Annotated in this window: 22 protein-coding genes; 13 read left to right on the top strand and 9 right to left on the bottom strand. The window is 65.1% G+C overall.

Features of this window, described 5'->3' with window-relative positions; translation table 11 throughout:
- Window positions 1–6: 6 nt before the first annotated feature.
- The 3 genes from A5712_RS09270 to A5712_RS09260 are packed head-to-tail and all read right to left on the bottom strand — an operon-like array spanning window position 7 to window position 2,928.
- Window positions 7–771: a crotonase/enoyl-CoA hydratase family protein gene (locus A5712_RS09270; RefSeq protein ID WP_068103787.1), complete on the bottom strand. Its 765-nt coding sequence runs from the start codon at window positions 769–771 to the stop codon at window positions 7–9.
- A 37-nt stretch (window positions 772–808) separates the two neighbouring features.
- Window positions 809–1,801 carry an acyl-CoA dehydrogenase family protein gene (locus A5712_RS09265; protein ID WP_068103786.1) on the bottom strand — a complete coding sequence of 331 codons (993 nt, stop codon included), beginning with the start codon at window positions 1,799–1,801 and terminating at the stop codon, window positions 809–811.
- The gene (locus A5712_RS09260; RefSeq protein ID WP_068103803.1) at window positions 1,798–2,928 is read right to left on the bottom strand and encodes an acyl-CoA dehydrogenase family protein; all 1,131 of its coding nucleotides are present in this window, start codon (window positions 2,926–2,928) and stop codon (window positions 1,798–1,800) included. The genes A5712_RS09265 and A5712_RS09260 overlap by 4 nt, the downstream gene beginning before the upstream one ends.
- Window positions 2,929–3,343: 415 nt before the next feature.
- Here A5712_RS09260 and A5712_RS09255 point away from each other — a divergent pair, with 415 nt between their 5' ends.
- Genes A5712_RS09255 through A5712_RS09225 form a run of 7 tightly spaced genes read left to right on the top strand, consistent with a single transcriptional unit; the run spans window position 3,344 to window position 11,037 of the window.
- Entirely contained in the window at window positions 3,344–4,213 is an 870-nt protein-coding gene (locus A5712_RS09255; RefSeq protein WP_068103784.1) for an SDR family NAD(P)-dependent oxidoreductase, read from the top strand.
- 41 nt (window positions 4,214–4,254) lie between these two features.
- A complete protein-coding gene (locus A5712_RS09250) occupies window positions 4,255–5,487 on the top strand; it encodes a cytochrome P450 (RefSeq protein WP_068103782.1) in 1,233 nt (410 codons plus the stop codon).
- Window positions 5,488–5,491: 4 nt separating this feature from the next.
- The gene (locus A5712_RS09245) at window positions 5,492–6,670 is read left to right on the top strand and encodes an aromatic ring-hydroxylating dioxygenase subunit alpha (RefSeq protein WP_068103780.1); all 1,179 of its coding nucleotides are present in this window, start codon (window positions 5,492–5,494) and stop codon (window positions 6,668–6,670) included.
- Window positions 6,671–6,677: 7 nt separating this feature from the next.
- On the top strand, window positions 6,678–7,574 hold the full coding sequence (locus A5712_RS09240; RefSeq protein ID WP_068103778.1) for a hypothetical protein: 897 nt from the start codon (window positions 6,678–6,680) through the stop codon (window positions 7,572–7,574).
- Complete coding sequence (locus A5712_RS32670) at window positions 7,571–8,323, top strand: Zn-ribbon domain-containing OB-fold protein (RefSeq protein ID WP_068103777.1); 753 nt, start codon at window positions 7,571–7,573, stop codon at window positions 8,321–8,323. Before A5712_RS09240 ends, A5712_RS32670 begins: the two co-directional genes overlap by 4 nt.
- Complete coding sequence (locus A5712_RS09230) at window positions 8,320–9,486, top strand: transporter (protein WP_068103773.1); 1,167 nt, start codon at window positions 8,320–8,322, stop codon at window positions 9,484–9,486. The genes A5712_RS32670 and A5712_RS09230 overlap by 4 nt, the downstream gene beginning before the upstream one ends.
- Window positions 9,487–9,510: 24 nt before the next feature.
- Window positions 9,511–11,037 carry a class I adenylate-forming enzyme family protein gene (locus A5712_RS09225; protein ID WP_068103770.1) on the top strand — a complete coding sequence of 509 codons (1,527 nt, stop codon included), beginning with the start codon at window positions 9,511–9,513 and terminating at the stop codon, window positions 11,035–11,037.
- A gap of 94 nt (window positions 11,038–11,131) precedes the next feature.
- On the opposite strand, the gene A5712_RS09220 is transcribed toward A5712_RS09225, so the two are convergent.
- Window positions 11,132–11,794, bottom strand: a complete 663-nt coding sequence (locus A5712_RS09220) for a TetR/AcrR family transcriptional regulator (protein ID WP_197519349.1) — start codon at window positions 11,792–11,794, stop codon at window positions 11,132–11,134.
- 192 nt (window positions 11,795–11,986) lie between these two features.
- On the opposite strand from A5712_RS09220, the gene A5712_RS09215 reads away from it, so the two are divergent.
- The 4 genes from A5712_RS09215 to A5712_RS09200 all read left to right on the top strand — a co-directional run bounded on the left by A5712_RS09215 (window position 11,987) and on the right by A5712_RS09200 (window position 14,447).
- Entirely contained in the window at window positions 11,987–12,730 is a 744-nt protein-coding gene (locus A5712_RS09215; protein ID WP_068103766.1) for a hypothetical protein, read from the top strand.
- Window positions 12,731–12,815: 85 nt separating this feature from the next.
- On the top strand, window positions 12,816–13,418 hold the full coding sequence (locus A5712_RS09210; protein WP_068103764.1) for a cytochrome c oxidase subunit 3 family protein: 603 nt from the start codon (window positions 12,816–12,818) through the stop codon (window positions 13,416–13,418).
- A gap of 4 nt (window positions 13,419–13,422) precedes the next feature.
- Window positions 13,423–13,692, top strand: a complete 270-nt coding sequence (locus A5712_RS09205; RefSeq protein ID WP_068103762.1) for a cytochrome C oxidase subunit IV family protein — start codon at window positions 13,423–13,425, stop codon at window positions 13,690–13,692.
- Window positions 13,693–13,718: 26 nt separating this feature from the next.
- On the top strand, window positions 13,719–14,447 hold the full coding sequence (locus A5712_RS09200) for a hypothetical protein (RefSeq protein ID WP_082973362.1): 729 nt from the start codon (window positions 13,719–13,721) through the stop codon (window positions 14,445–14,447).
- A 31-nt stretch (window positions 14,448–14,478) separates the two neighbouring features.
- On the opposite strand, the gene A5712_RS09195 is transcribed toward A5712_RS09200, so the two are convergent.
- From A5712_RS09195 to A5712_RS09175, 5 genes are all read right to left on the bottom strand, one after another.
- Window positions 14,479–15,174, bottom strand: coding sequence for a TetR/AcrR family transcriptional regulator (locus A5712_RS09195; RefSeq protein ID WP_082973361.1), 696 nt, complete (start codon window positions 15,172–15,174; stop codon window positions 14,479–14,481).
- A gap of 79 nt (window positions 15,175–15,253) precedes the next feature.
- Window positions 15,254–15,976, bottom strand: coding sequence for a hypothetical protein (locus A5712_RS09190; protein WP_068103756.1), 723 nt, complete (start codon window positions 15,974–15,976; stop codon window positions 15,254–15,256).
- 25 nt (window positions 15,977–16,001) lie between these two features.
- Complete coding sequence (locus tag A5712_RS09185) at window positions 16,002–17,324, bottom strand: NAD(P)/FAD-dependent oxidoreductase (protein ID WP_068103754.1); 1,323 nt, start codon at window positions 17,322–17,324, stop codon at window positions 16,002–16,004.
- 7 nt (window positions 17,325–17,331) lie between these two features.
- On the bottom strand, window positions 17,332–18,330 hold the full coding sequence (locus A5712_RS09180) for an LLM class flavin-dependent oxidoreductase (RefSeq protein WP_082973360.1): 999 nt from the start codon (window positions 18,328–18,330) through the stop codon (window positions 17,332–17,334).
- A gap of 31 nt (window positions 18,331–18,361) precedes the next feature.
- Window positions 18,362–19,405: an LLM class flavin-dependent oxidoreductase gene (locus A5712_RS09175; protein ID WP_068103751.1), complete on the bottom strand. Its 1,044-nt coding sequence runs from the start codon at window positions 19,403–19,405 to the stop codon at window positions 18,362–18,364.
- A 137-nt stretch (window positions 19,406–19,542) separates the two neighbouring features.
- Between A5712_RS09175 and A5712_RS09170 the strand changes: the two genes are divergently transcribed.
- Together A5712_RS09170 and A5712_RS09165 are read left to right on the top strand one after the other, a co-directional pair.
- Window positions 19,543–20,436 carry a DUF1295 domain-containing protein gene (locus tag A5712_RS09170; protein ID WP_068103746.1) on the top strand — a complete coding sequence of 298 codons (894 nt, stop codon included), beginning with the start codon at window positions 19,543–19,545 and terminating at the stop codon, window positions 20,434–20,436.
- Between the two features lies 1 nt (window position 20,437).
- A partial coding sequence (locus A5712_RS09165; RefSeq protein ID WP_068103745.1) for an NAD(P)/FAD-dependent oxidoreductase occupies window positions 20,438–21,582 on the top strand: 1,145 nt, incomplete at its 3' end.

The raw sequence follows: 21,582 nt of genomic DNA, 5'->3' as shown, positions 1-21,582 counted from the left end.
GAGCAGCTACCTACCCTGCCATCGGGGTGCCCGTTTCTCGGCGAAGGCCAGCGCACCTTCCTTGGCGTCGGCCGATTCACGGACTCGACCGGTGATCTCGCGTTGCCATTCGAAGGCCGGAAGATCGGTCCAATTGCTTTGGTGCGCGAGGATTTTCTTCGTCGCCTTGACCGCCAGCGGCCCGTTGGCGGCGATTTTCGCCGCGACGTCGCGGGCGGCGGCCAACGCCTGGCCCGGTTCGGCGAGCACGGCGACAAGTCCGTGGCGCTCGGCGTCTTGGGCGCTGATCGGTTCGCCCGTCAGCGCGGTCAGCATCGCCAGCGAGTACGGCAGGGCCTTCGGCAGCCTCAGCAGCCCGCCGGCGGCGGCCACCAGCCCCCTTTTGACTTCCGGCAGACCGAATTTGGCGGCGGTGCTCGCCACCACGATGTCCGCACTCAGGGCCAGTTCGCAACCGCCGGCCAGCGCCCAGCCCTCCACAGCGGCAATCAGCGGCTTGGTCGGGGGGCTTTCGGTGAGCCCGGCGAAGCCGCGGCCCGGAATGGATGGTGACTCGCCGCGCAGAAACGCCTTGAGATCCATACCGGCACAGAATGTCCCGTCGGCGCCGGTCAGGATGGCGGCCGTGAGGTCGTCGCGGGATTCCAAGTCGTCAATGGCCGCGGCGATTCCGCTGGCAACCGAGCTGTCGATCGCGTTCTTGGCTTGCGGACGGTTGATCGTGATAACCATGACTCGATCCGTGGTATCGACCAGGACTGTATCGGTCATTGTCTGCCTCCTCAAATTTCGCCGGTGCCGCCGCCGGCTAAGCCGAGATGCTTTCCCACAGCTCAATTTCGCCTTCGGCTCGCACGCGTGCTCCGAGCCGTCGGCAGTAGGAGAATTCCGACTGATCGGCGTCTCGCAGCGCCCACAACTTGCTGGTGTAGCGATGCAAGTCGTACTCGGCGGTGATGCCGACCGCCCCGTGCAGTTGGTGCGAGGTCCGTGCCACCAGCGTCGCCGCGGTGGCCGCGCTGATGCGGGCGGCCGACACCGCCCCGAACCGTTGGAGCTCGGATGCGTGGGCATCCGTGCACGCATCCGTCGCCTTGTCGAGCGCCGACTGGGCGAACCTCGTCCGCACCGCCATTTGCGCCAACGCGGTCGACACCGCGGGAATCTTCACCAACGGGGCGCCGAACTGCTCGCGCTCCATCACGTACTTGCGGGTGAGCTCGTACGCCCCCCAGGCGGTGCCGAGCAATGCGGCCGCCCGGGTGAGTGACAGCCGGTCGATCACCTGCGCGGCGCCGGGTCCGCCCGGTATGGGCTCGACGGTGGTGCCGGCAAGGTTTACCCGTGCATCGGGCAGGCCGGCGATGTCGTGGCCGGGTTCGACGCTGACCGACGCCGCCGACAGCGGTACGGTCACGACTGAGGATGCAGTCGCGATCACCAGGCTGCCGGCGCGTTCGGCGAACGGCACTTGAGTCAAGTTGGCGGTGACGGGATTTGACGAGACATCCAGGTCGGGAGCGATGACGATGGTGTCGAAACGTTCACCGGCCGCTGCGGCGTCAGCGGCGTACGCACTCGTCGATGCCTCGATGATCGGGGTATTGAGCCCGGCGCGTGCCAACTCCCGGACGACGACCACCAGGTCGGCCACGCTCCCCCCGGAACCGCCTTTGTCTTCAGGCATTCCGATCCCGGCGAGGCCCAGCTCGCAGACCTGACCCCATACCGAACCCGGATCGCCAACGTCGGCTGCGAGGTTCCTGATGAGCTCCGTCAACTCCTGCGCGAATTCACTCATCGCCGGGTCTCGCTTTTCGTGACGATCGAAAGCAATACGTCCGAGGCGCCTCCCCGGAGGGTGAACCCTGGTGAGGCCAAGAGTGCCTCGGCCAGTGGGTCGGTGCGCGAGGTTGGCAACCCCACACGGCGGGCGAATTCGATGACGTCGTTCTCGAACTCCGTGCCGAGATACTTCAGACTCGCCGCCTCCACGACAGGCGCCCGGCCGGCGTCCATCGCGTTGGCGATCTCCCAACATTGTCTGCGCAACGTGGCCAGGCGGGCGACCAGGGCGCCGAGTTCCACATCGTGACGGTCATCAGACGTGCGGCGCAGGTGACCGAGCGCTTCGACCAACAGCGGATACGTACTCAACACTCGCTCGGGACCGCCGCGTTCGAACGAAAGTTGCTCGACCACCTGACGCCAGCCGTTTCCCTCCGTCCCGAGCAGGCGATGTTGGGGAACGAAGACTTCGGTGAAAGTGACCTCGTTGAAGTGGTGCTCCCCCGACATGTCGACTATCGGTGAAACCTCGATCCCCGGTGTGGACATGTCCACGACGAATTCCGACAGGCCCTCGTGCTTCTTACCGGTTGAATCGGTGCGCGCCAACAGGTACGCGTGCGTCGCGCGGTGCGCAACGCTGGTCCATATCTTGCGGCCGGTGACCGACCAGCCCCCGTCGACCTTCTTGGCCGCCGTGCGCACGGCGGCCAAATCCGATCCCGCTTCGGGCTCGCTCATTCCCAGGCAGAAGATGTACTCGGCTTTGACGATGCCGGGCAGCAACTCCTTTTGCATCTCGTGGGTGCCGTGGCGCAAAATCGCCGGGCCGATCTGCCGATCGGCGATCCAGTGGGCGGCGACCGGCGCTCCGGCGCGCAGCAGCTCTTCGGTGACCACGAGGCGTGACCGGGCGTCCAGGCCACCACCCCCGAATTCCACCGGCCACGTGATACCGATGAGCCCCCGCGCGGCAAGCTCGCGGGAGAACTCGAGATCGAAGGAGCGCAGCCAGCAGTCGCTGCGCGGCGTGTAGCGGCCCGCGGCCAGCCACGAACCGGTCAGGTCGCGCACCTGTTGGCGTAACTCACCGAGCCGCTCTGCCGCGTTGGCATCGGTGGGTAGGTCTGTTTCAGTCACGGAGGCAGTCTCCGTCATGCCCGCAGGCCCGTCTCCGAGTGGCGCACGAAGCAACGATAACATTTTGAGTTTTTGCGTCTCAAATCAGTAGGGGCGACCGAGCCCCGGCGATGAAGAGGCCACCCGCCGGCGGTCCATCACACCGCCGCCGGCCGCGGTATAAACCTTTCTAACATAGATATTGCTCGAGGGCTTGGACTCCGCACCAGGGCTTGGGGTGAGTATCTTTGTCCTATCTAACTCCTGTGGTGCAGCGCTATCGAGGTATCGAAGGTGGGTTCATAGACCAACCGACATTTCTTGATTGACGTCTTATATCTAGTGTCGTAAGTTTAAACCGTCGTTCATCGACCACACCGAGCGTCCGGCGAAAAGCACTTGTCGATGCCAGGGCCGCGGCCCACGAAGGAGGACGATGAAGCTCGAAGGCAAAGTTGCCTTGATTACGGGCGCGGGCTCTGGCCTCGGGCGTCAAGCGGCCCAACTGTTCAGCGCCGAGGGCGCCAGGATCGCGATCGTCGACATCGATGCGGACCGCGCCGAACAGACGTCGAAGCTGGTCGAGCAGCAGGGTGGTGACGCCATCGCGATCACGGCCGACGTCGCCCAGAAAGACCAAATCACTGCCGCGGTGGCCAGTACGGTCGACCATTTTGGGAAGCTCGACATCGCGTGGGCCAACGCGGGGATCGTGTCCCGCGGTGGCGCGGCGGCCCTCGGCACCGAACCGGCCGTCGAGTTCGAGGACATGACCGAGGCCGATTGGCAGCACGTGTTGGGCGTCAACCTCTCTGGCGTCGTCTACACGGCTCAGGCCGCGGTTCCCCACCTGAAGGCCAACGGCGGCGGCACTATTCTGGCCACGTCCTCAGCGGCGTCGTTGGTCGCCTACCCAAAGATCGCCTTGTACTGCGCGACGAAGGCCGGCGTCAACGGCTTGGTCCGCGCTCTGAGCCTGGACCTGGGTCGCTATGGCATCCGGGTCAATGCCATTGCGCCGACCCACGGCATGTCGCCCAACTTCCTGCTGCCCCCGGGTGCACCCGTGGTCGGCCAATCCTACGAAGAGGTAGCGGGCCCGTGGAATCCCGTCGTCTCGCCGATACCGCTCAAGGTGCCCCGTCCCCCGTCGCTGCTCGACAACGCCAAGGTGGCGCTGTTCTTGGTCTCCGACGACTCCGCCTACATCTCCGGGGCCACCATCGGCGCCACCGATGGGGGCACCCTTGCCCGCGTCGGGATGTGGTTCCCGGAGGACCTCAACCCCGAGCCCGTGTCCAATTGAGCTGGCGCCGCAGATGATTCGAAGGAATGGAGAGTAGCCAGATGACCACAGCAATGGACCGGGTGCCGCCGAACCTCGTCACGGACTTCGACGTTTACGATCCGAGCCTGGCGACCCCGGTGGACGTGTTTCAGCGGCGGGTGGCCGAGCTCGCCGCCAAGGGCCCCGTTGTGTATTCGCCTGCGTACGGTGGGCACTGGGTGGTGACCCATTACAAGGAAATCCAACAGGTCCTGACCGATCCCGAAACGTTCTCGAGTTACCCGAACAACCTGGTCACTCCGATGGATTTCGGCAAATTCATTCCGCTCGAACTCGACCCGCCGGAGCACACCGCCTACCGCCACGTGTTGCAGCCACTGTTCAGTCCGCAGCGCATGAAGAAGCTGTCGGACAGTATTCGCTCGGTTGTCAACGAACTCATTGACGGGTTCGCGCCAAGGGGCCAAGCCGAATTCATCTCCGAATTCGCCCACGAGCTGCCCGCCAGGATCTTTCTGGCGTTGATGGACTGGCCACTGGAAGACGCCCCCCTCTTCACCGAGGCCACAGACGTGGTGCTGTTCGGCAAGCCCGGCGGTACCCCGGAGGAGTCCGACCAAGCCCGGATCGCGGCCGGTTTGACCGTGGCCGGCTATTTCCAGAAAGTGATCGAAGACCGGCGCAACAACCCGCGGGACGACGCGACTTCCATCTTGATCAATACCGAGGTCGAACTCCCCGACGGCACCCGGCTGCTGCAAGACCAGGAACTCATCCTGATGTTCTACCTGCTGCTGATGGGCGGGCTGCACACCGTGCAGGGATCGCTGGCCTGGGCGATCATGCACCTGGTCGAAAACCCCACCCAGCGGGATCGCATCGTTGCCGATCCGTCCGTGATACCCAAGGCCGTGGAGGAGATCCTTCGCATCGAAGCGGCCGTCGCGGCCGGCCGCCGCGCCACCCGCGACCTCGAGCTCGGCGGCGTCAGCATCGCCGAGGGCGACCAGCTGCTGCTGATGCTGTGTTCGGCGAACCGCGACCCGGATGCGTTTCCCCAACCGAGCGACTTCGACATCAACCGCAATCCCAACCGGCACCTGTCGTTCGGCGCCGGCGTGCACCGTTGTCTGGGCTCACATCTCGGCCGCGTCGAGTTAACCATCGCGCTGGAGGAACTGCACCGTCGGATCCCCGATTACCAACTGGTGGAATCGGATCCGCCGGTCTTCCACTCGACCCAGGTGCGGGGCTGCCTTCGAATGCCGATCACCTTTACCCCACAGAAGTGAACCCATGACCACATCCCTTCCCCGCCCCGACCGAATCCGTCGGGCACTTGAGCTGTTACGCAACGAAACGACCGACAAGTTCGACGGCGTCGTTGGCTTCTCCGCGCGCGAATTTACCGATCCCGTGCTTGCACAGCAGGAGCGCGATCTCATCTTCGGCCGAGTCCCGTCGATCGTTGCCCACGGCTCGGAGATCGCCCGCCCGTATGACTTCATGACCGTGCAGATGCCGCGCAACAACATCATCATCGTGCGGCAAAAAGACCACAGCGTTAAGGCGTTCGTGAATCTGTGCCGACATCGCGGCGCCCTGCTGGAGGACAGCGAGAAGGGTCGCTGCCGGTTTTTCTCCTGCCCGTATCATCGATGGTCCTACGACCCCGACGGGTCGCTGCGGATGGTCACTCGCGATGCCACCTTCGGTGAGATCGATCGCAAGAAACAAGGACTTGTGGAACTGCCATGCGAGGAGCGGCACGGCTTCATCTGGCTGGTCGACAACGCTCACGCCTCGATCGACGTGGCGGCCTGGCTTGGGCCGGATATGGATTCGATCCTGGCCGGCTATCACATCGACAAGCTGCAGTGCGTTCGGTCGGCAGGGTTCGACGAACCGACCAATTGGAAGATCATGCAGGATGCGTTCCTCGACGGCTACCACATTCAGTACGCCCACCCCAACACCGCGGGAAAGATCATTCACACCAACGTCATGGCCTTCGAGGATTTCGGGCGGCACTGCCGGTTCATCGCGCCACGCAAGTCGATCGACCGGTGGCTGGAGGAAGACCCCGGCGACCGCCAACTGGATCGGTATGTCACCGAGACCCACTTCCTGCTGCCGAACAGCACGTTGCTGCGCCAACCGGATCACTTCCAGCTACTGACGTTCCGGCCACATCCGAGCGACCCGACGAAGTCACGCATGGAGCAACGGCTGATGGTCCCGAGGCAGGAGGACTCGGGAATAGACGAGGCTCACTGGAATCGCCTGTGGGACAAGAACTGGGACATTCTCCTCGCGGTCCTGCACAACGAGGATTTTCCACTGCTGCGCAATTCGCAGCGTGGGATGGCGAGCGCCGACGCCGGCGATATGCTGCTGGGCCGCAACGAAACCGCCAACCAGGTGTTCCGCCGGGAGACCAAGAAGCTGCTCGCCGAGGGCATCGCCGCACGGTGACCGTGCGATGATCAAGTACGAGTGGCGAACCGCCCTCGGTCCCGAAGAATCGGCCGAGCTGTCGAATCTGCTAGCGCGTGCCGCCGAGTACGACGCCGGGCCCGAATACAACGTGATCGACTTCTCCGATGTCGATCGTGCAATGTCGCAATCCGATTCGTCGGCGCGCCATCTTCTGATTTGGATGCTGCCCTACGCCGCCGCACTCGGTGAGGTCGACCAACCCGAGCGAATCGCCGGGCTGATCCGCCTGAAGTGCTCGTCGGACGGGTCGGCTCAGGCCAGCGCGGTGATCGACCCGGGGCTCCGTTCTATTGGGATCATGACCCTGCTGCTGGAGCGGGTCGGGTTGGATTCGGCACGTCCCGGAGGCTGGCTGGACACCGGTGCCCACACGCTGACCGTGTGGGCACAAGGCAACCACCCCGCGGCCAGCCGGCTTTCCGACCGATTCTTGATCCCGCGCACCCGGCGGGTCTGGAAACTCATCCGCTCAACCGACGCGATCGAGGACGCCACCGCGGCACCGGTTCTGGAACCCACCGATGATGCGGCGCTGGCCGACCTTGGCTGGGTCGCGGTGCCCCCCGAGAACGAGCAGACCTATGCGCTGCGTGAGGCCGGGCGCATCGTCGGGGTGGCGGCGCTGGATCTGCGCCCGGTGTCATCTGAGGAGTTCGGCCGCTGCGTCACCATCGTGTCTGCCTTCACCGCACCCGCCGCCCACGCGCCACACCGACGCCGGTTGCTCGAGGGCGCCGCGGCCCTGGCCCATGAGGCCGGCATGACGGGCGTCGTCATCCACGTGGACTCCGGCGACCCCGAGCTGGTCCATGCCTGTCGACTGGCCGGCTTCCAACACGACCGCACCGACGTGCGCTATCAGATCGGTGGCAATTCATGACCAACACGATCCCGGCCGACCTGGCCAGCACCGTCGACGCCCACGGCAAAGCGGTTGCCGCGGGTGACAATGATGCAGTGCTGGCCGATTTCCTGCCCGACCGCATCGGTCAGCTGATCGCCTCGGCCGACGTGCCCGCGCGGCTCAAGGGTGCCCACGTGCGTACCATCACCGAAGCCGAGCCGGGGTACTACGACGCCATCGTCCGCTACACCAAGCTCGACGACCAATGGTTCGAATTGCGCAGCCGCTGGGTGCTTTTCACCGATGGCAGCTGGCGCGTCGCCAGCGTGCGCAACATCCCCGACACGCCGCCGTGGGTGGGCCTCACCGGCCCCTGCCCCGACGGCCTCGACGCGGCACACTGGGATGGACTGCGCGCCGGAAGGCTGCTGCTGCAACGCTGTCGGCAGTGCGCGACGTGGGTCTGGTCACCGCGACCGATCTGCCCGGCCTGCCACAGTTTCGACCTGAATTTCGAGGCCGTCGACCCGGTGGGCATCATTTACTCGTGGACGCGAACTTGGCAGCCGTTCACTCCGGAGGCCACCGGCCACCTGCCCTACGTCGTGGTGCTGGTGGAACTACCCGCGGCCGGCGGCCGCCGGGTCCTGGGAGTCCTCGAGCACGCGGACGGGCTGACGCCCCGCATCGGCGCGGCGGTGCGCGGGGTGATCGAGCAGCCTCCAGACGACCGGTACTGGCCGCTTGTTCGTTGGCGCCTGGCTCCCAGCTTGGAGGCGCGGTGAGCGGGTTTCGCGGCTCGACCGCGGTGGTGGGAGTCGGTTCCACCGACTATCACAAACGCGGCACCAGTCCGCTGTCGTCGGCGCAGCTGGTGTTGCAGGCGATCCTGCGGGCCTGCCACGACGCCGGCGCCGACCCGCGCACCGTCGACGGGTTCGTCTCCTACGCGGGAGATTCCAGCGAGGGCCTCGCCATCGGCGCGGCGCTGGGTGTGCATGAGGTGCGCTGGTCGACTCAGGTGTGGGGCGGCGGGGGCGGGGCGGTCGCGGCGGCGGTCAACTGCGCCGCCGCGGCGGTGCACAGCGGCCAGGCCGGCTGTGTCGCGGTCTACCGCGGCCTTTCGGAGGCCACCGACGGGCGAGGCGCGTACAACAAGGGCCACATGGGGCACCTCTACGCCGCTCACGGGATGATCGCCCCTGCCCAGGTCTGTGCCATGCGCACGCAGCGGATGCTCGAAGTCGACGGGGTGCCGCCCTCGGCCATGGAGGCCGTGGCGCTGGCCGGTTATCACCACGCCCAGAGTAACCCGCGCGCGGTGGCGTGCGGCCAGCCGCTCGACCACGACCGCTACACCGGCGCCCGGCTGATTTCCGAACCGCTGCGACTGTTCGACTGCTCCCGTGAAAATGACGGTGCCACAGCGATTTTAGTCGTCGGCGCCGAACGCGTCGGCGAATATCGCGGGACGCCCGCATACATCCTGTCGGGCGTGCAGGGTGCCGCCGCGGGCTGGACTGAATCGGTGGAAAACGAAGCCGCGTACACGAGCGCTGGATTCCATCCCGCATTGGTGAAGCGACTGTGGGACGGTGCGGAAATCACCGCGGCGGACGTGGACGTGGCACAGGTCTACGAGAACTTCACCGGTCCCGCCGTGGCGTCGATGATCGATCACGGGCTGTGCCCGCCGGGGCAAGCCGCCGGTGAAGTCCTCACCGTCGAGAACTTGACCGTCGAACGCGGTCGCCTGCCGATCAACACCGCCGGCGGAAACATCGCCGAGGGTTTCGTGCACGGCATCGGCCTGGTGGCCGAGGCGGTGCGCCAGATCCGCGGTGGCTCGCCCAATCCCGTTGCCGATGCCGATGTTTCGCTGCTGATCGGCGGTCCGATGGCGCCGCTGGTCAGCTCGACGGTGTTCGGATCGGCGGCCACGATCTGACGCGCCGGGGAAACGAGGAGGAAGATGGCCGCGACAGTCGGCTCCGCATTGCACTGGTGGGCACGAACCAAACCCGACCACCCTGCGATCCTCCTCGGCACCGACCGGCTCAGTTATCGGGAACTGCACGACTGGTCCGGACGGTTGGCACGGCGCCTGGCCGACGATGGCGTAAAGCCCGGTGACCGCGTCGGGCTGCTGGCACCCAACGCATTGCAATGGCCGGTGGCGGCGCTGGCGATCATGAAGGCCGGGGCGGTGCTGGTGCCGTTCAATGCCCGCCTCAAGCCCGCCGAGGTACGCAAGATCGCCGACGACGCCGGACTGAGCCTGATGATCGCCGCACCCACCCATACCGCCCTCGCACACGAGGCACGGCAAGCGGGCCGCGAATTCGTCGTGCTGTCCTTTGACAGTGTCGACGCCGAGCGATCCGGCGAACCCGACGATTTTCGTATCGATCGTGCCGGCGAAGACGCGATCGCGGTGATCTTCACCAGCGGATCCACCGGCCTGTCCAAGGGTGTCATCCTGACCAACAACACCCTGCTGGCCATCGTGCTGGAGAACACCCTGACCGAGGAGGGCTTCCGGCCGGGCACGGTGACGTTGCTGGTGTTGCCGCTGGCGTTCACCCCGGGCCTGGTGTACGGGCTGTTGATCACCACGGTGCTGGGCGGCACCCTCGTCGTCGAACCGGAGCTCAACCCGTCCCGCGCGGTCAACCTGATCCAAGAGCACTCGGTGCGCGCGATCTTCGGGGTGCCGCTGATCTTTGAATCCCTCTCTCGTGCAGAAGGATTCGACGATGCCGATTTGAGCTCGCTGCAGACCGCGATCGTCGGCGGCGCCGCCGTGCCGACCGACCTACTGAGGCGTTGGGCTGACAAAGGGGTGCTGCTGCGCCAGATCTACGGGATGACGGAGGCGGGGGGCGTCGCGACCGCGACGCAGCGGGCCGAGGCGTTGGACCACCCCGATTCGTGCGGCATCGGCTCGATCTTCACCGAAGTGGCGGTGATGGCGGACGACGGGTCGCTGGCCGCGCCGGGGCAGGAGGGCGAGATCGTAGTGCGCGGCCCCGGGGTCACTCCCGGCTACTGGGAAGATCCGGAGTCCACAGCGGCCGCGATCCGTGACGGCTGGCTGCACAGCGGAGATCTGGGAACGCGCGACGAATGCGGGCGCATCACCTTCGTCGACCGCATCAAAGACCTGATCATTTCTGGCGGAATCAACATCTCACCGGTGGAGTTGGAGTCGGTAATCGCCGGGCTGGACGGCGTCGCCGAGGTCGCCGTCATCGCCGCCTCGGACCCGCGCTTCGGCGAGACGCCCGCCGCAATCATCACGGTGACACCGGACGCCGCTGGCCTCGACGAGGCCGCGGTGATCGCGCACTGCGAACAATTGCTCTCCGACTACAAGGTGCCGCGGTATGTGGTGCTGCGGTCGGAGCCACTGCCGCGGCTGCCCAGCGGGAAGATCGCCAAACAGGCGGTGCGGGAGGAATATCGAGACATCGGCCAACGGTTTACCCGGGCCCGCTGAAGCGCGGCGGGGCAGGCCCCGACGGCGCCGACGATCCTGGCGCCCGTGAAATGCCGAAACGGTTTGTGCTGCCGGCGTTTGTGCCGATCGGCCGTCAGCGGCCGGTGACGCCGTATAGAAGCATCTGCACCGTCTCCTCGATCTGGCGGCCTCTTCCGGGGCGACGCACGTCGGATGGAAAGAGCCAGTCGTCGAGCAGCACCAGTGACAGCACCGAGCCGACGGACACGGCGACGGTCACCGGGGCATCTAATTCACGGAAGTGCCGCGCAGCCCCATGCTCCTGCAGCACTACCTCCACGGCGCGCAGATTATCCGCGAGCTTGCGGCTTACCCGCGCTGCTACCTCGGTCAGCGTCGGCTCACCGCCCTTGACGCTGGCGGCCACTAGCGTGCGAAATAATTCCTTATGTTCGGAGGCCAGGCCGTAGAAGCCTTTGACGAACGCACGCGCGATTTGCGTGGGATCGGTTTCCGACGTCACGCTGGCGTTCCAGGTCTTGGCCCAGTTGTTGACGAAGTCGGAGAACGGCGAAAGGATCGTCGTCTCGAACAGCTCCGCCTTGCTTCCGAAATTGCGAAATAGAACCGATTCGCCGACACCGGCCGCCTCGGCGATCTGACGCGTCGTGGTGCCGTGATAGCCCTGCTCTGAAAACAGGCGATGTGCCGCTTTCAGGACGAGCTCTCGGATCTCGTCGGCGCCGCGGCGTCCGTTTCGAGGGTTTGGCACAGGATTGTCCCTACTTAACGACATTTTCACTGACTTTAACCCCGAGTCGCCTTCGGACATGAGCGTCTATGCGGTGTCGGCGTGCGGCAAGGTGCCCGCCCACCCCGTCCGGGCTGTCCCGGTTCGGCGTGCTGAATGTGTACGTGCCCTATCGTAAGCGTCACTTACCAACTAAGCTAGTGTCACTTATCATCGTCTACTTGGGAGTGAAGACTGATGGCGAAACAGATTGAGCTGGACTCCGGCCTGGCCAAGGCCGCCGTCTGGTCGGGCATCGCGCTGATCGTGGCGATGATCGTGGCTCAGGGGTTCATGATGCATTTCATCCCGCCACCATCGCCCGCGTTGTCGGCGAAGGAGCTTGCCCAAAGGTTCATAGATCGACGTAACGAGATTCGCCTGGGCTGTTTGATCCAGTGCATCTTCTGGTCGTTTTGGGCGACGTGGTGCATGGCGATCACCATCTTCATCCGCAAGATGGAGCGCGGCTGGCCGATCCTGACGTACACATCGATCGCCTTGCAGGGCGGCGGCTATGTCTTCTTCATCCTGATCCCGATGACGTGGGGTGTCATCGCGTTTCGGCCGGAGTCGCTCGACCCGGCGGTGATGCAGATCATGAACGACTGGGTATGGTTCGACTTCCTGTTCACCTGGCCGCCATTCGCGTTGTGGATGGCCGTGATCGGCCTGGCAATCATCAAGGACCACAATGTGCCTACGTTGTATCCGCGCTGGGTCGCCTACCTGAACTTCTGGTGCGCAATCCTGATCTTCCCGGCCGGGCTGATCGTGTTCTTCCACGACGGGTTGTTCGCCTACAACGGTGTCGGCGCCTTCTGGATCCCGTTCGCGATCTTCTTCGGGTGGATGATCGCGATGTCGGTGCTCACCCTGCAAGCCATCGACAGGCAGAAGACAAACCGGTCCGAGGACCGACGAGCGATGGCCGCGGTCTGAGGTCGTGCTGCGGGGGTGGGCGCGGGCGCCCCCGCAATTCGCCCTTCGACAGACCAAGCGCCGTTTGACCAGGAAGCACAGCCGCGTGCAACGCACAACCACACAGCCGACAGCGCCTCCCGCCGAGAAGAAGACGAAGAGGGTCCCCGGCGAAGAAGGCGTCTGGATCTTCATCCTCGGCGACATCTGCGTTTTCGCCGTTTTCTTCACGTACTACCTGATCCAGCGCAGCAAGCATGTCGATCTGTTCGACCAATCTCAGGCCACCCTGAACAAGAACCTCGGCGCCATCAACACGGTCTTCCTGCTGATCAGTTCGCTGTTTGTCGTGTTGGCCGTCCGCGCGATGCGCGTGGACGAGCGGACGCTCGCGCAGCGGCTGATCCTCGGCGCGTTTCTCTGCGGCGTGGCGTTCATCGTCGTCAAGGCTTTCGAGTACTCCGAACGGGTTGCCGCACAACAGATCCCGACTACGAACAGTTTTTACCTGCTCTATTTCGTGCTGACCGGCTTGCATCTCTTCCACCTGATCATTGGCTTGGGTGTGCTCACCGCGCTATTCCTCTTGGCCCGTCGGACCGAGCTGTCCAAAAACCAGTGGGCATTCTTCGAGGGCGGCGCGTGCTTTTGGCACATGGTCGATCTGCTGTGGCTGGTCCTTTTCCCGCTGATTTTCTTGGTCAGGTAAGACGATGACGGCCTTGCTTCGCACGCCGGCGACGGCGGTATGGGTGGTCTTGATAACTGCCACCGCCCTGTCCTGGACGCTCGGAATTCAGCACGGAACGCACGATCACCAGCTGGCGAGCGTGCTCATCCTGCTGATCGCGTTCATCAAAGTCCGCCTGGTCGGCATGTACTTCATGGAGCTACGGGAGGCGCCCAATGTCTTGCGAGGGTTGTTCGAAACGTATTGCCTCGTCGTGTGCGCGTTGCTGGTGGGAGTGTTCCTCTTCCGTTGAGTCGATAACAAGTTAGAGAGGTCGCGATGGAAGCACGAGTGCAGCGGGTTCTGATCTGGACAGGGCCGGCGATGATCGTCCTCTGGCTGGGCGCCTTCCTGTTCGTCGCCGGGTTCATCCCGCCGTCGGCCCCAAAGGCCAGCGCAGCCGACATCGTCGCGCTGTATGCGGGACACCCGAACGCCATCAAGCTCGGGATGGTCATCTCGATGGCCGGCTCGGCTCTGCTGGTTCCGTGGGCGGTGGCGATCTCGGGGCAACTGAAACGGATCAAGGGCGCCAAGGCCCTCGCGGACACGCAGATGGTTTCGTGCGCGCTGCTGTCGTTGGAATTCATCACGCCGATCGGCATCTGGATGGCGGCGAGCTTTCGTTACGACGACCGCGCGGCCGACGTCACCCGCACGCTCCACGACGTCGGCTGGATCCTGTTCATGACCGTGATCTGGTCGCTGTGGGTGCAGCTTCTTGCGATCGCCGCGGCGATCCTGATCGACCGCCGCGACGAGCCGGCACTCCCGCACTGGCTCGGATATTTGAACTTGTGGGTGGCACTGCTCATCGTCCCCGCCGGCCTGGTCCTGTTCTTCAAGCAGGGCCCGTTCGCCTGGACGGGCATTCTCGGGCTCTACATCCCGCTCACGGGATTCGTCATCTGGATGATGTCGATGACGATCACCATCCACCGAAAGCTCTCCCGAGAGATCGAAACCGCGTCGGCGTCGGCGGCTTTGGAACCGGCGTTGACGGCGTAGCCGAAACGGCGAGAAGACCCAGCGCCTCCCTCTAGGAGGCCGTCGACTTCTCGAGATCGGTTGCCGCCAAGTCCAAATGCCCCCAATGCTGCGGCGGCGGCGCCGTGTCCGGCACGGTCGGTGCCGCGCCTCGCAGGAAACTACGGATGGCTTCGGCGAACGCCCCCGCCGCGGACCGGTGGTTGGCAGCCACCGCCGTGACCAGCGCGGGTTCGGTGGCGGGATTGGCGTTGGCGAATGGGGCGCCTCCCCCGGCGTCGCCGTGCATCGCCTCGGTGATGCCGGCACCCAAAGTCAACTTGTCCAGCCCGTCAAGGATCAACACCACTTGTTCCGGCGGCACCCCGATCTCGATCAGATGCATCGCGGATTCGTTGTAGTTGCGAATCAACACATCGCGCGGCATGTATTGCAGCAGCAGGGGCACCGCATTGCGGTGCCGCAGCATCGATTCGCGAAACGCCAAACTCAGCGCCACAAGCCATTCGATCCAATTGGGCACCGACGTGGGATCGGGTAACCGCGTCTCCACCACTACCGCCCGGGCTACCGCTTTGAGGATCGCCGCCTTGTCCTCAAAGTGGTGATAAAGCGACGGCGCCTGCACGTTGAGTTCCCGTGCGAGCCGGGGCAGGCTGAGCGCGTCCAGGCCCTCCGTGTCGATGATGCGCAACGACGCCTCCACCACGGCTTCGCGGCGTATTAGCGGCTTGGAGGGTCGGGGCATGAGCACATTATCGGATATTGGCCCGGAAAAGCACCAATAGTCGAGCTCAGAAACCTAATAACGACAGGTTTTCGCTTCTCTAGCCGAAGCTGGGCTGCAACAAACGGTCCCCCTCGGTGCGCTCGACGGCACGGCTGGCGCGCAACATGAGCCATGTCATGGTCACCATCCAGGCGAAGAACGACACACACAGCACCCACCAGGCCAGGATTCCGTTCCAGGCCAAGGGTCCGGCATGCACGAACACGACGAAACTGCCCGGCGCAACGCCCAGGGCGGTCCAAATGTTCAGATAGGCGCACCAGCGCGGCAACAGCGGCTGCAGACGATGATCCTGAAACACGACGATTGCGATGATCGCCATCTGGACCATCGCCGTTCCGACGATCCCGACATACGGCAACCACGCGAGGTCGTTGAGCATCTGAAGCACCTCCGGGCTGCGCCCGCTCCGATAGGCGGCCGTCTGCCAAACCAGTTGCGGGAAGAGGAACTCGAGGATCAGACACGAGCCGGCGATCAACTGCGCCGTCGCCAGCGGCGAATCACCGCCGGCGATCCGGCGGATCTGATGGGTCAGCGCCGCGACGAAGAACGCCAGGAATGGTGCGGCCGCGCAGGTGATCCAGATGCCGATCCGGATCCGGCCGCGTCGCTCGGCGAACATCCGCGCGACCGCGTCGGCGGTCATGCTTGGCGAGGGCGGAGGGATGAAACCAGCGACCAGGGCGAAGCCGATCAGGAAGACCGGAGCGAAAGTGATTCCGCCCCATATGCATAGCCGCTGTTGACGTTCCGTCATGGCTACCTCTTTCTATATCGGAGCATCAGGACAGGGTGTGGCTCGAGATCAACCGCTCGGCGGCCCGTAGACCGGATATCGTCGCCGATTCCAGGTTTTGGAAAGCCTGGGAATCGCCGGCCAGCTGTACCCGCCGATCCTGGTCGCACAGCTGCCGGAACCGGCCAAGGTGGCGGTAGAAGCCGACCGTGGTGTATTCCTCGCGCCACCGGTAGACATCGGCGAACTCGACGTGATCGGTTGTGCCCGGCAGGATCCGTTCGACGGCGCCGAGCATGGCCCGGCGGATCTGGTCGTCGTCGTGGTCCCAGTGCTCGGCGCTCCACGAATCCAGCGCCGCGACGGTAAGCAACCCCTTGCCCGCGGGCGCGCGGCCTGGCGCCTTGTGGTGGTCTAACATGATTCCGGTGAGAAACGGATGGCTGGCCCGCGGGACCAGAATGTAGGTCGACTTCACGTGACGCGGCGGCCGGGACAGGCCGACCTTGAGGATCAGGAGCTTTCCGTTGCGCACCCTGTCGAGAAACGACCGCCGCCAGTCGTCCAGTCCGGTCAGGATCCGTGCGCTCGTCTGCCCAGGTGTCGCGATCACGCATGCCGCCGCGTCGTCGACGTGCTCGACGCCGCCCTGGTCCGCCCAGGTGACTGTGACACCATCGCTGTTGTCCTCGACCGAGATAACCTCTGCGCCGACTTCGGCTTTCGCGTCGCGGGCCAGCCGGTCCGTGTAAGAACCCATGCCGCCGCGGAAACTGACCAGTTTCGCGCCCCCGAACAGCGCCAGGATCGCCAAGAAGTCGGCCCGCGAAGCCGTGTCGCCGCTCGTGGCGGCGATGCCGCGCAGCACCGTCTCCGTGAGGTACTCCCTGAGCTCGGGACTCAGCCGCGAGCGCGACCATGCCGAAATCGTCTCGCTGTCATAGGGACCCACCTCGGGCATCCGCGCGTAGCCGGCTTTTCGGGCGCGCGCCAATTCGGGAACGAGTTTGATCGCCTCCGCTTTCGCCCGGATCGAGAGCAGCCGGGTGCGGGCAAGGGAGGAAACGAGGTGATTGCCATCCAGATCGTGGATCACCCCGTCCCGGACGACGCCGAGGATGAATCCACCCGGGACGATTTCGTCGGCCATTCCGATGTCGGCTGCGGTGGCCAGCAGCGTCCGGTGGGTGGTCGGCAGGAAGAACGCACCCTCGTCGACGACGAAGCCGTCCCGGTGCGAGGTGCGCATCTTTCCGCCCACCCGGTCGCCGGCCTCCAGCACCCGGACCGAAACGCCGGCCCGCGACAGCCGGTGCGCGGCGGCCAAACCCGAGGGGCCCCCTCCGACGACGATGACGTCGTCCGTCATGTCAGCCCTACCGCTTGAACGCGTCGATGATCTGCAGGTAGCAGTCTTCGGACTCCTCGGCGGTAAACGGCGGCACGTAGGACGTGTGCAGAGCCAGATGCGGTAAACCCTTGTAGTTGTCCAGTTTCTGGCGGCACTCCTCGGGTGTCCCAGTGATGGAGAACAACTCGACAAGCTCTTCGGGCGTGTCCTCGAACGCCGCCAGCCCCTTCTGCATCATCGATACGCGCAATCCGTTGACCAGGTCCTGCACGCCCTCAATTTCGGCGACCACGTCGGAGATCGGGTGCGCGATATAGAACCCGACGTGCTTCTTGGCGCGGGCCAGCGCGACGTCGCGGTCCGGGTGCACACAGCAGATGACCTCGCAGGCCAGGTCCAGCGCCTCTGGGTCGCGGCCAGCCGAGCGCGCGCCCTCGCCGATGTTGGGCAGTACGACCTGTTCGAAAAACTTTGGCGTCCAGAGGTATCCGATCCATCCGTCGGCCTTCGCCCCGGCAAGTTTCAGCAGCGCGGGGCGCATGCCGGCGAGCAGGATCGGAATCTGTGGCCGGACCATCTCGCGCAGGCCCCAGGGGTTGATGGGGGGCGCGGCGAACTGATAGTGGGCGCCGGAGAAGCCGTCCACCTGCTCGCCCGCCAGATACGCCCAGGAGCTGCGCAGTGCATCAATGTACTCACCGATGCGTCGGACCGGGGTCTTGAAATCGGTCGAGTGGAAGGCGCCGAGGAATTCCGGCACCCCGGTTCCCAGACCGAGTTTCATTCGCCCGCCGGACAATTCGTCGACATCGGCGGCGGCGTTGGCCGCCTCGAACGGAGACCGCGTGAACGCGGTCGCGAGCCCGGTGCACAGCTCCGCAGTCGACGTGGTCAGTGCCGACGTGCACAGCATCGCGAAGGGGTTTCGGTACAGCTCGTAGCTCCACACCGACTCGAAGCCCGCCTCGTCTGCCATTCGCGCGTACTCCGGTATGCGCGCGAGCGATGCCGTGCGACTGGGCATCGTAATACCGAGCTTCAATCCCCTACCCCTCTCACGTTGAACTGCCGACGGTCTCGTACAACGCGGGCATGACCGTCCGCGCGAAGCGCTCCTGGTTGGCCACCGCGACGTCGGGAGCCAGGTTCCCGAACGCCGAAACCACGATGAGGCCGCCGGCGTCGGTGCGCCGCACGATCTCTCGGGTCTGCTCGATGACTTCCTCGGGCGTTCCCCACGGCTGCAGCTCGGCCAGGAAGTGCGCGAACTGCTCGCGACCGTGCTTGGCGATCGTGCGCGCGATGTTGCCGTAATACTCGTAGCCCGGGATGGAAGCCATCGCCTCGTCGGCAAACCCGTAGTGCTCGATCGTCGACCGGTAGTAGGCGACGACCTGCTCGAACAGCTGGGCCGCCATGTCCCGGTCCTCGTGACAGGCGTTGAAGATCACCACCATCGGCCTGGGTGGGTCGCCGTCGCGGTATCGGCGGTAGTGCTCGCCGTAACGCTCGAGATCGCCCACCGTCTGATCCCACGGCTTCTGCAAAAAGATCATGATCCCGGCGCCGAGCCGCGCCATCACCTCGGCGGACTCCGGCGAGATCGAGGAGGCGAAAACGCGCCCGCGCAGGGGCGCCAACGGCGCCGGCCGCAGCTCGACACCACGAATGCTTCCGGTCTCGAACGCGTCCAGCAGCTCGGCGGCGTATTCGTCGAAGAGCTGTCGCGATCGCGCCATCTCGACGCCGAAGCCGTCGAACTCCTGGCGCGCCAGACCGCGGCCCATGCCCAGGATCAGTCGTCCTCCCGACAGATGGTCGAGCACGCAGCCGTGCTCGGCCAGCCGGATCGGATCGTGCCACGGCAGGACGGACACCATCGTGCCGAGCTGCACGCGCTGCGTCCGGGCCGCGACCCACGTCAGGAACTGCAGCGGGTCCGTCGACATCGAATAGCCGGCGAAATGGTGCTCGACCGCCCACACCGAATCGAAGCCGAGGTGTTCGGCGCGGTCGGCGAGTGCCATCTCGGTTCGCCAGACGTCGTGATCGGCCCGCCCGTCGAGGTTCTGAAAGAAATGACCGTGCCCGATGCGCATCGGTCAGCCCCGTTCCCGGCGGCTCTGCGATAGCTGAACGAGCGTAAACGTCCGGCGACAGTGGCGCATGTGAAGCACCCTAGCAGCGATTCGAAATTTCGTGACCGATCGTTCTCATTTTTTGTTAGGATGACCGCGTGAACGATCTGGTCACCAGCTTGGGCGTCAACCCGTCCAGCGATCTCAGCGTCTTCCTGTTCTGCGCGATCTTCACCTTCGCGGTGGTGACGATCCTGTGGGGGGTCGGCCTGATTCAGGGCAACCACTCGATGATGGACGGCTGGTACGGATTCGCCTACGCCGTTCCGGCGTTGTTCGCGTACCTGATCGTCGGCGCCCAGTCGGTCACCGCGGCGTTAGTGCTGTTCATGGTGATGCTGCACGGCGGCCGGCTGGGGTGGTATTTGGCGGCGCGCTGGCGCCGCTACGTGCCCGTCTACGGCGGCGACCCGCGCTACCTGAACTTCGTTAAGGAGATGTCTCCAGGCTACTGGTGGAAAAGCTTCTTCCGGGTGATGGAGCCCCAGGCGGTCATCATCGTGCTGATCGGCATGCCCGCCGTCGTCGGGATCCTGAAGAACCGGGCGCCCAATGGCGGCATCAGCCTGCTCGCATTCGTCGGCCTGCTGGTGTTCATGGTCGGCTTCTACTTCGAGACCGTCGCGGATGCGCAACTGCAGGCCTTCCTCGCGCTGGATCAGCGCCCGCGCTACCTCAACACCGGAGTGTGGAAGCACAGTCGCCACCCGAACTACTTCGGCACCAACACGGTCTGGTGGGGCATGTGGCTGGTGGCCGTCGCGGGTAACCCGGCCTGCTGGTGGACGGTGGCGGGCCCGATCATCAACACGATCATGCTGACCTCGGTGCTGGGTTCGGCGTTCCAGGACAACTACATGGGCGTCCGGCCGGAGTATCAGGAGCTGATGGCCCGCACCCGCCGATTCCTGCCGCTTCCGTTGTCCGCCGACGCCCTCGCGCGCAACCAGGCCCGGCTGGCCGAGCAGCGCAACAAGGCAACCGCCGCCTGACGTGTACGACGCCATCGTCGTCGGCGGCGGCCACCACGGCCTGACCTGCGCCACCTATCTCGCCCGGGCCGGAAAGCGCGTGGTGGTCCTGGAGCGAAACCCATGGCTCGGCGGGATGACCTACTCGCGCGAAACGGTTCCGGGGGCACCGGGATTCGTGATGAATCCCTGCGCGGTGGACCTGCTGTTCACCAACTTGGAGCCGTCCATCATCACCGAGCTCCGGCTGGAAGCGTTCGGGCTGCGCCAGGCCAGTCCCGAGCCGTGGGGCGCCTACCTCGGGCCGGAAGGCCAATCGATCGGGCTGTGGCGCTCGCTCGATCGCACCGTCGAGGAGATCCGGCGGTATTCGAAACGAGACGCCACCAAGTTCGCCCAACTATGCGAGATGTGGTGCGACTTCTGGTATGTGGCGGCGCCATACCTGATGGACCACCCGACCCGCCCGCGGGCGAAGACGATCGCCGAGCTGGGTTGGCGAGCGGTGCGCAAGCGGCGCAACCTCGCGCCCGTCGCGCGCATGCTGATGGCGTCCCCGCATCAACTCATCGAGACGATGTTCGAGTCCGACGAGGTGAAATCGCTGCTGGCGATCTACGCCTCGGGATCGGAAGCCCCACTGCGGGAACCGGGATCGGGAGCGGTGCTGGGTGTGATCATGCTGCACATCGGATGGGGCATCAAACGTCCAGTCGGCGGCATGGCCGAGTTCACCGCCGCGCTTGCCGCGTGCCTGCGCCATCACGGCGGCGAGGCCCGCACCGACGCGGCGGTCGAAGAGATCTTGGTGCGCGGCGGCCAGGCGGCCGGGGTGCGGCTGGCCAACGGCGAAGTACTGCACGCAAGCCAGGTCGTCGCCGCGGTCGACCCGATCACGTTGATGTGCAAGCTGGTCGACCCCGCCCACGTCTCCGATGAGGTGCTCGACGAAGTCCGCAACATCAGCGTCAACGGGTGGGGCATCAACAACGCCAAGATCGACGTGGCGCTATCGCGCCGCCCAAAGCTGTTGTGCGACAGGCCAGAACTGTGGGGCAGCTACATGCTCATCGGCGATGACAAGGACTACGTCGACCGCGCGCTCGACGGTGCGATGCACGGCGCGATTCCGCCCGAGACCCCGATGTGGGCGCTGATGCCGTCGGC

This window comes from Mycobacterium sp. E2327 (assembly GCF_001672675.1).
Lineage (GTDB): Bacteria > Actinomycetota > Actinomycetes > Mycobacteriales > Mycobacteriaceae > Mycobacterium.
The sequence above is the reverse complement of the archived record's forward strand: the minus strand, read 5'-3'. Positions and strand labels throughout refer to the sequence as shown.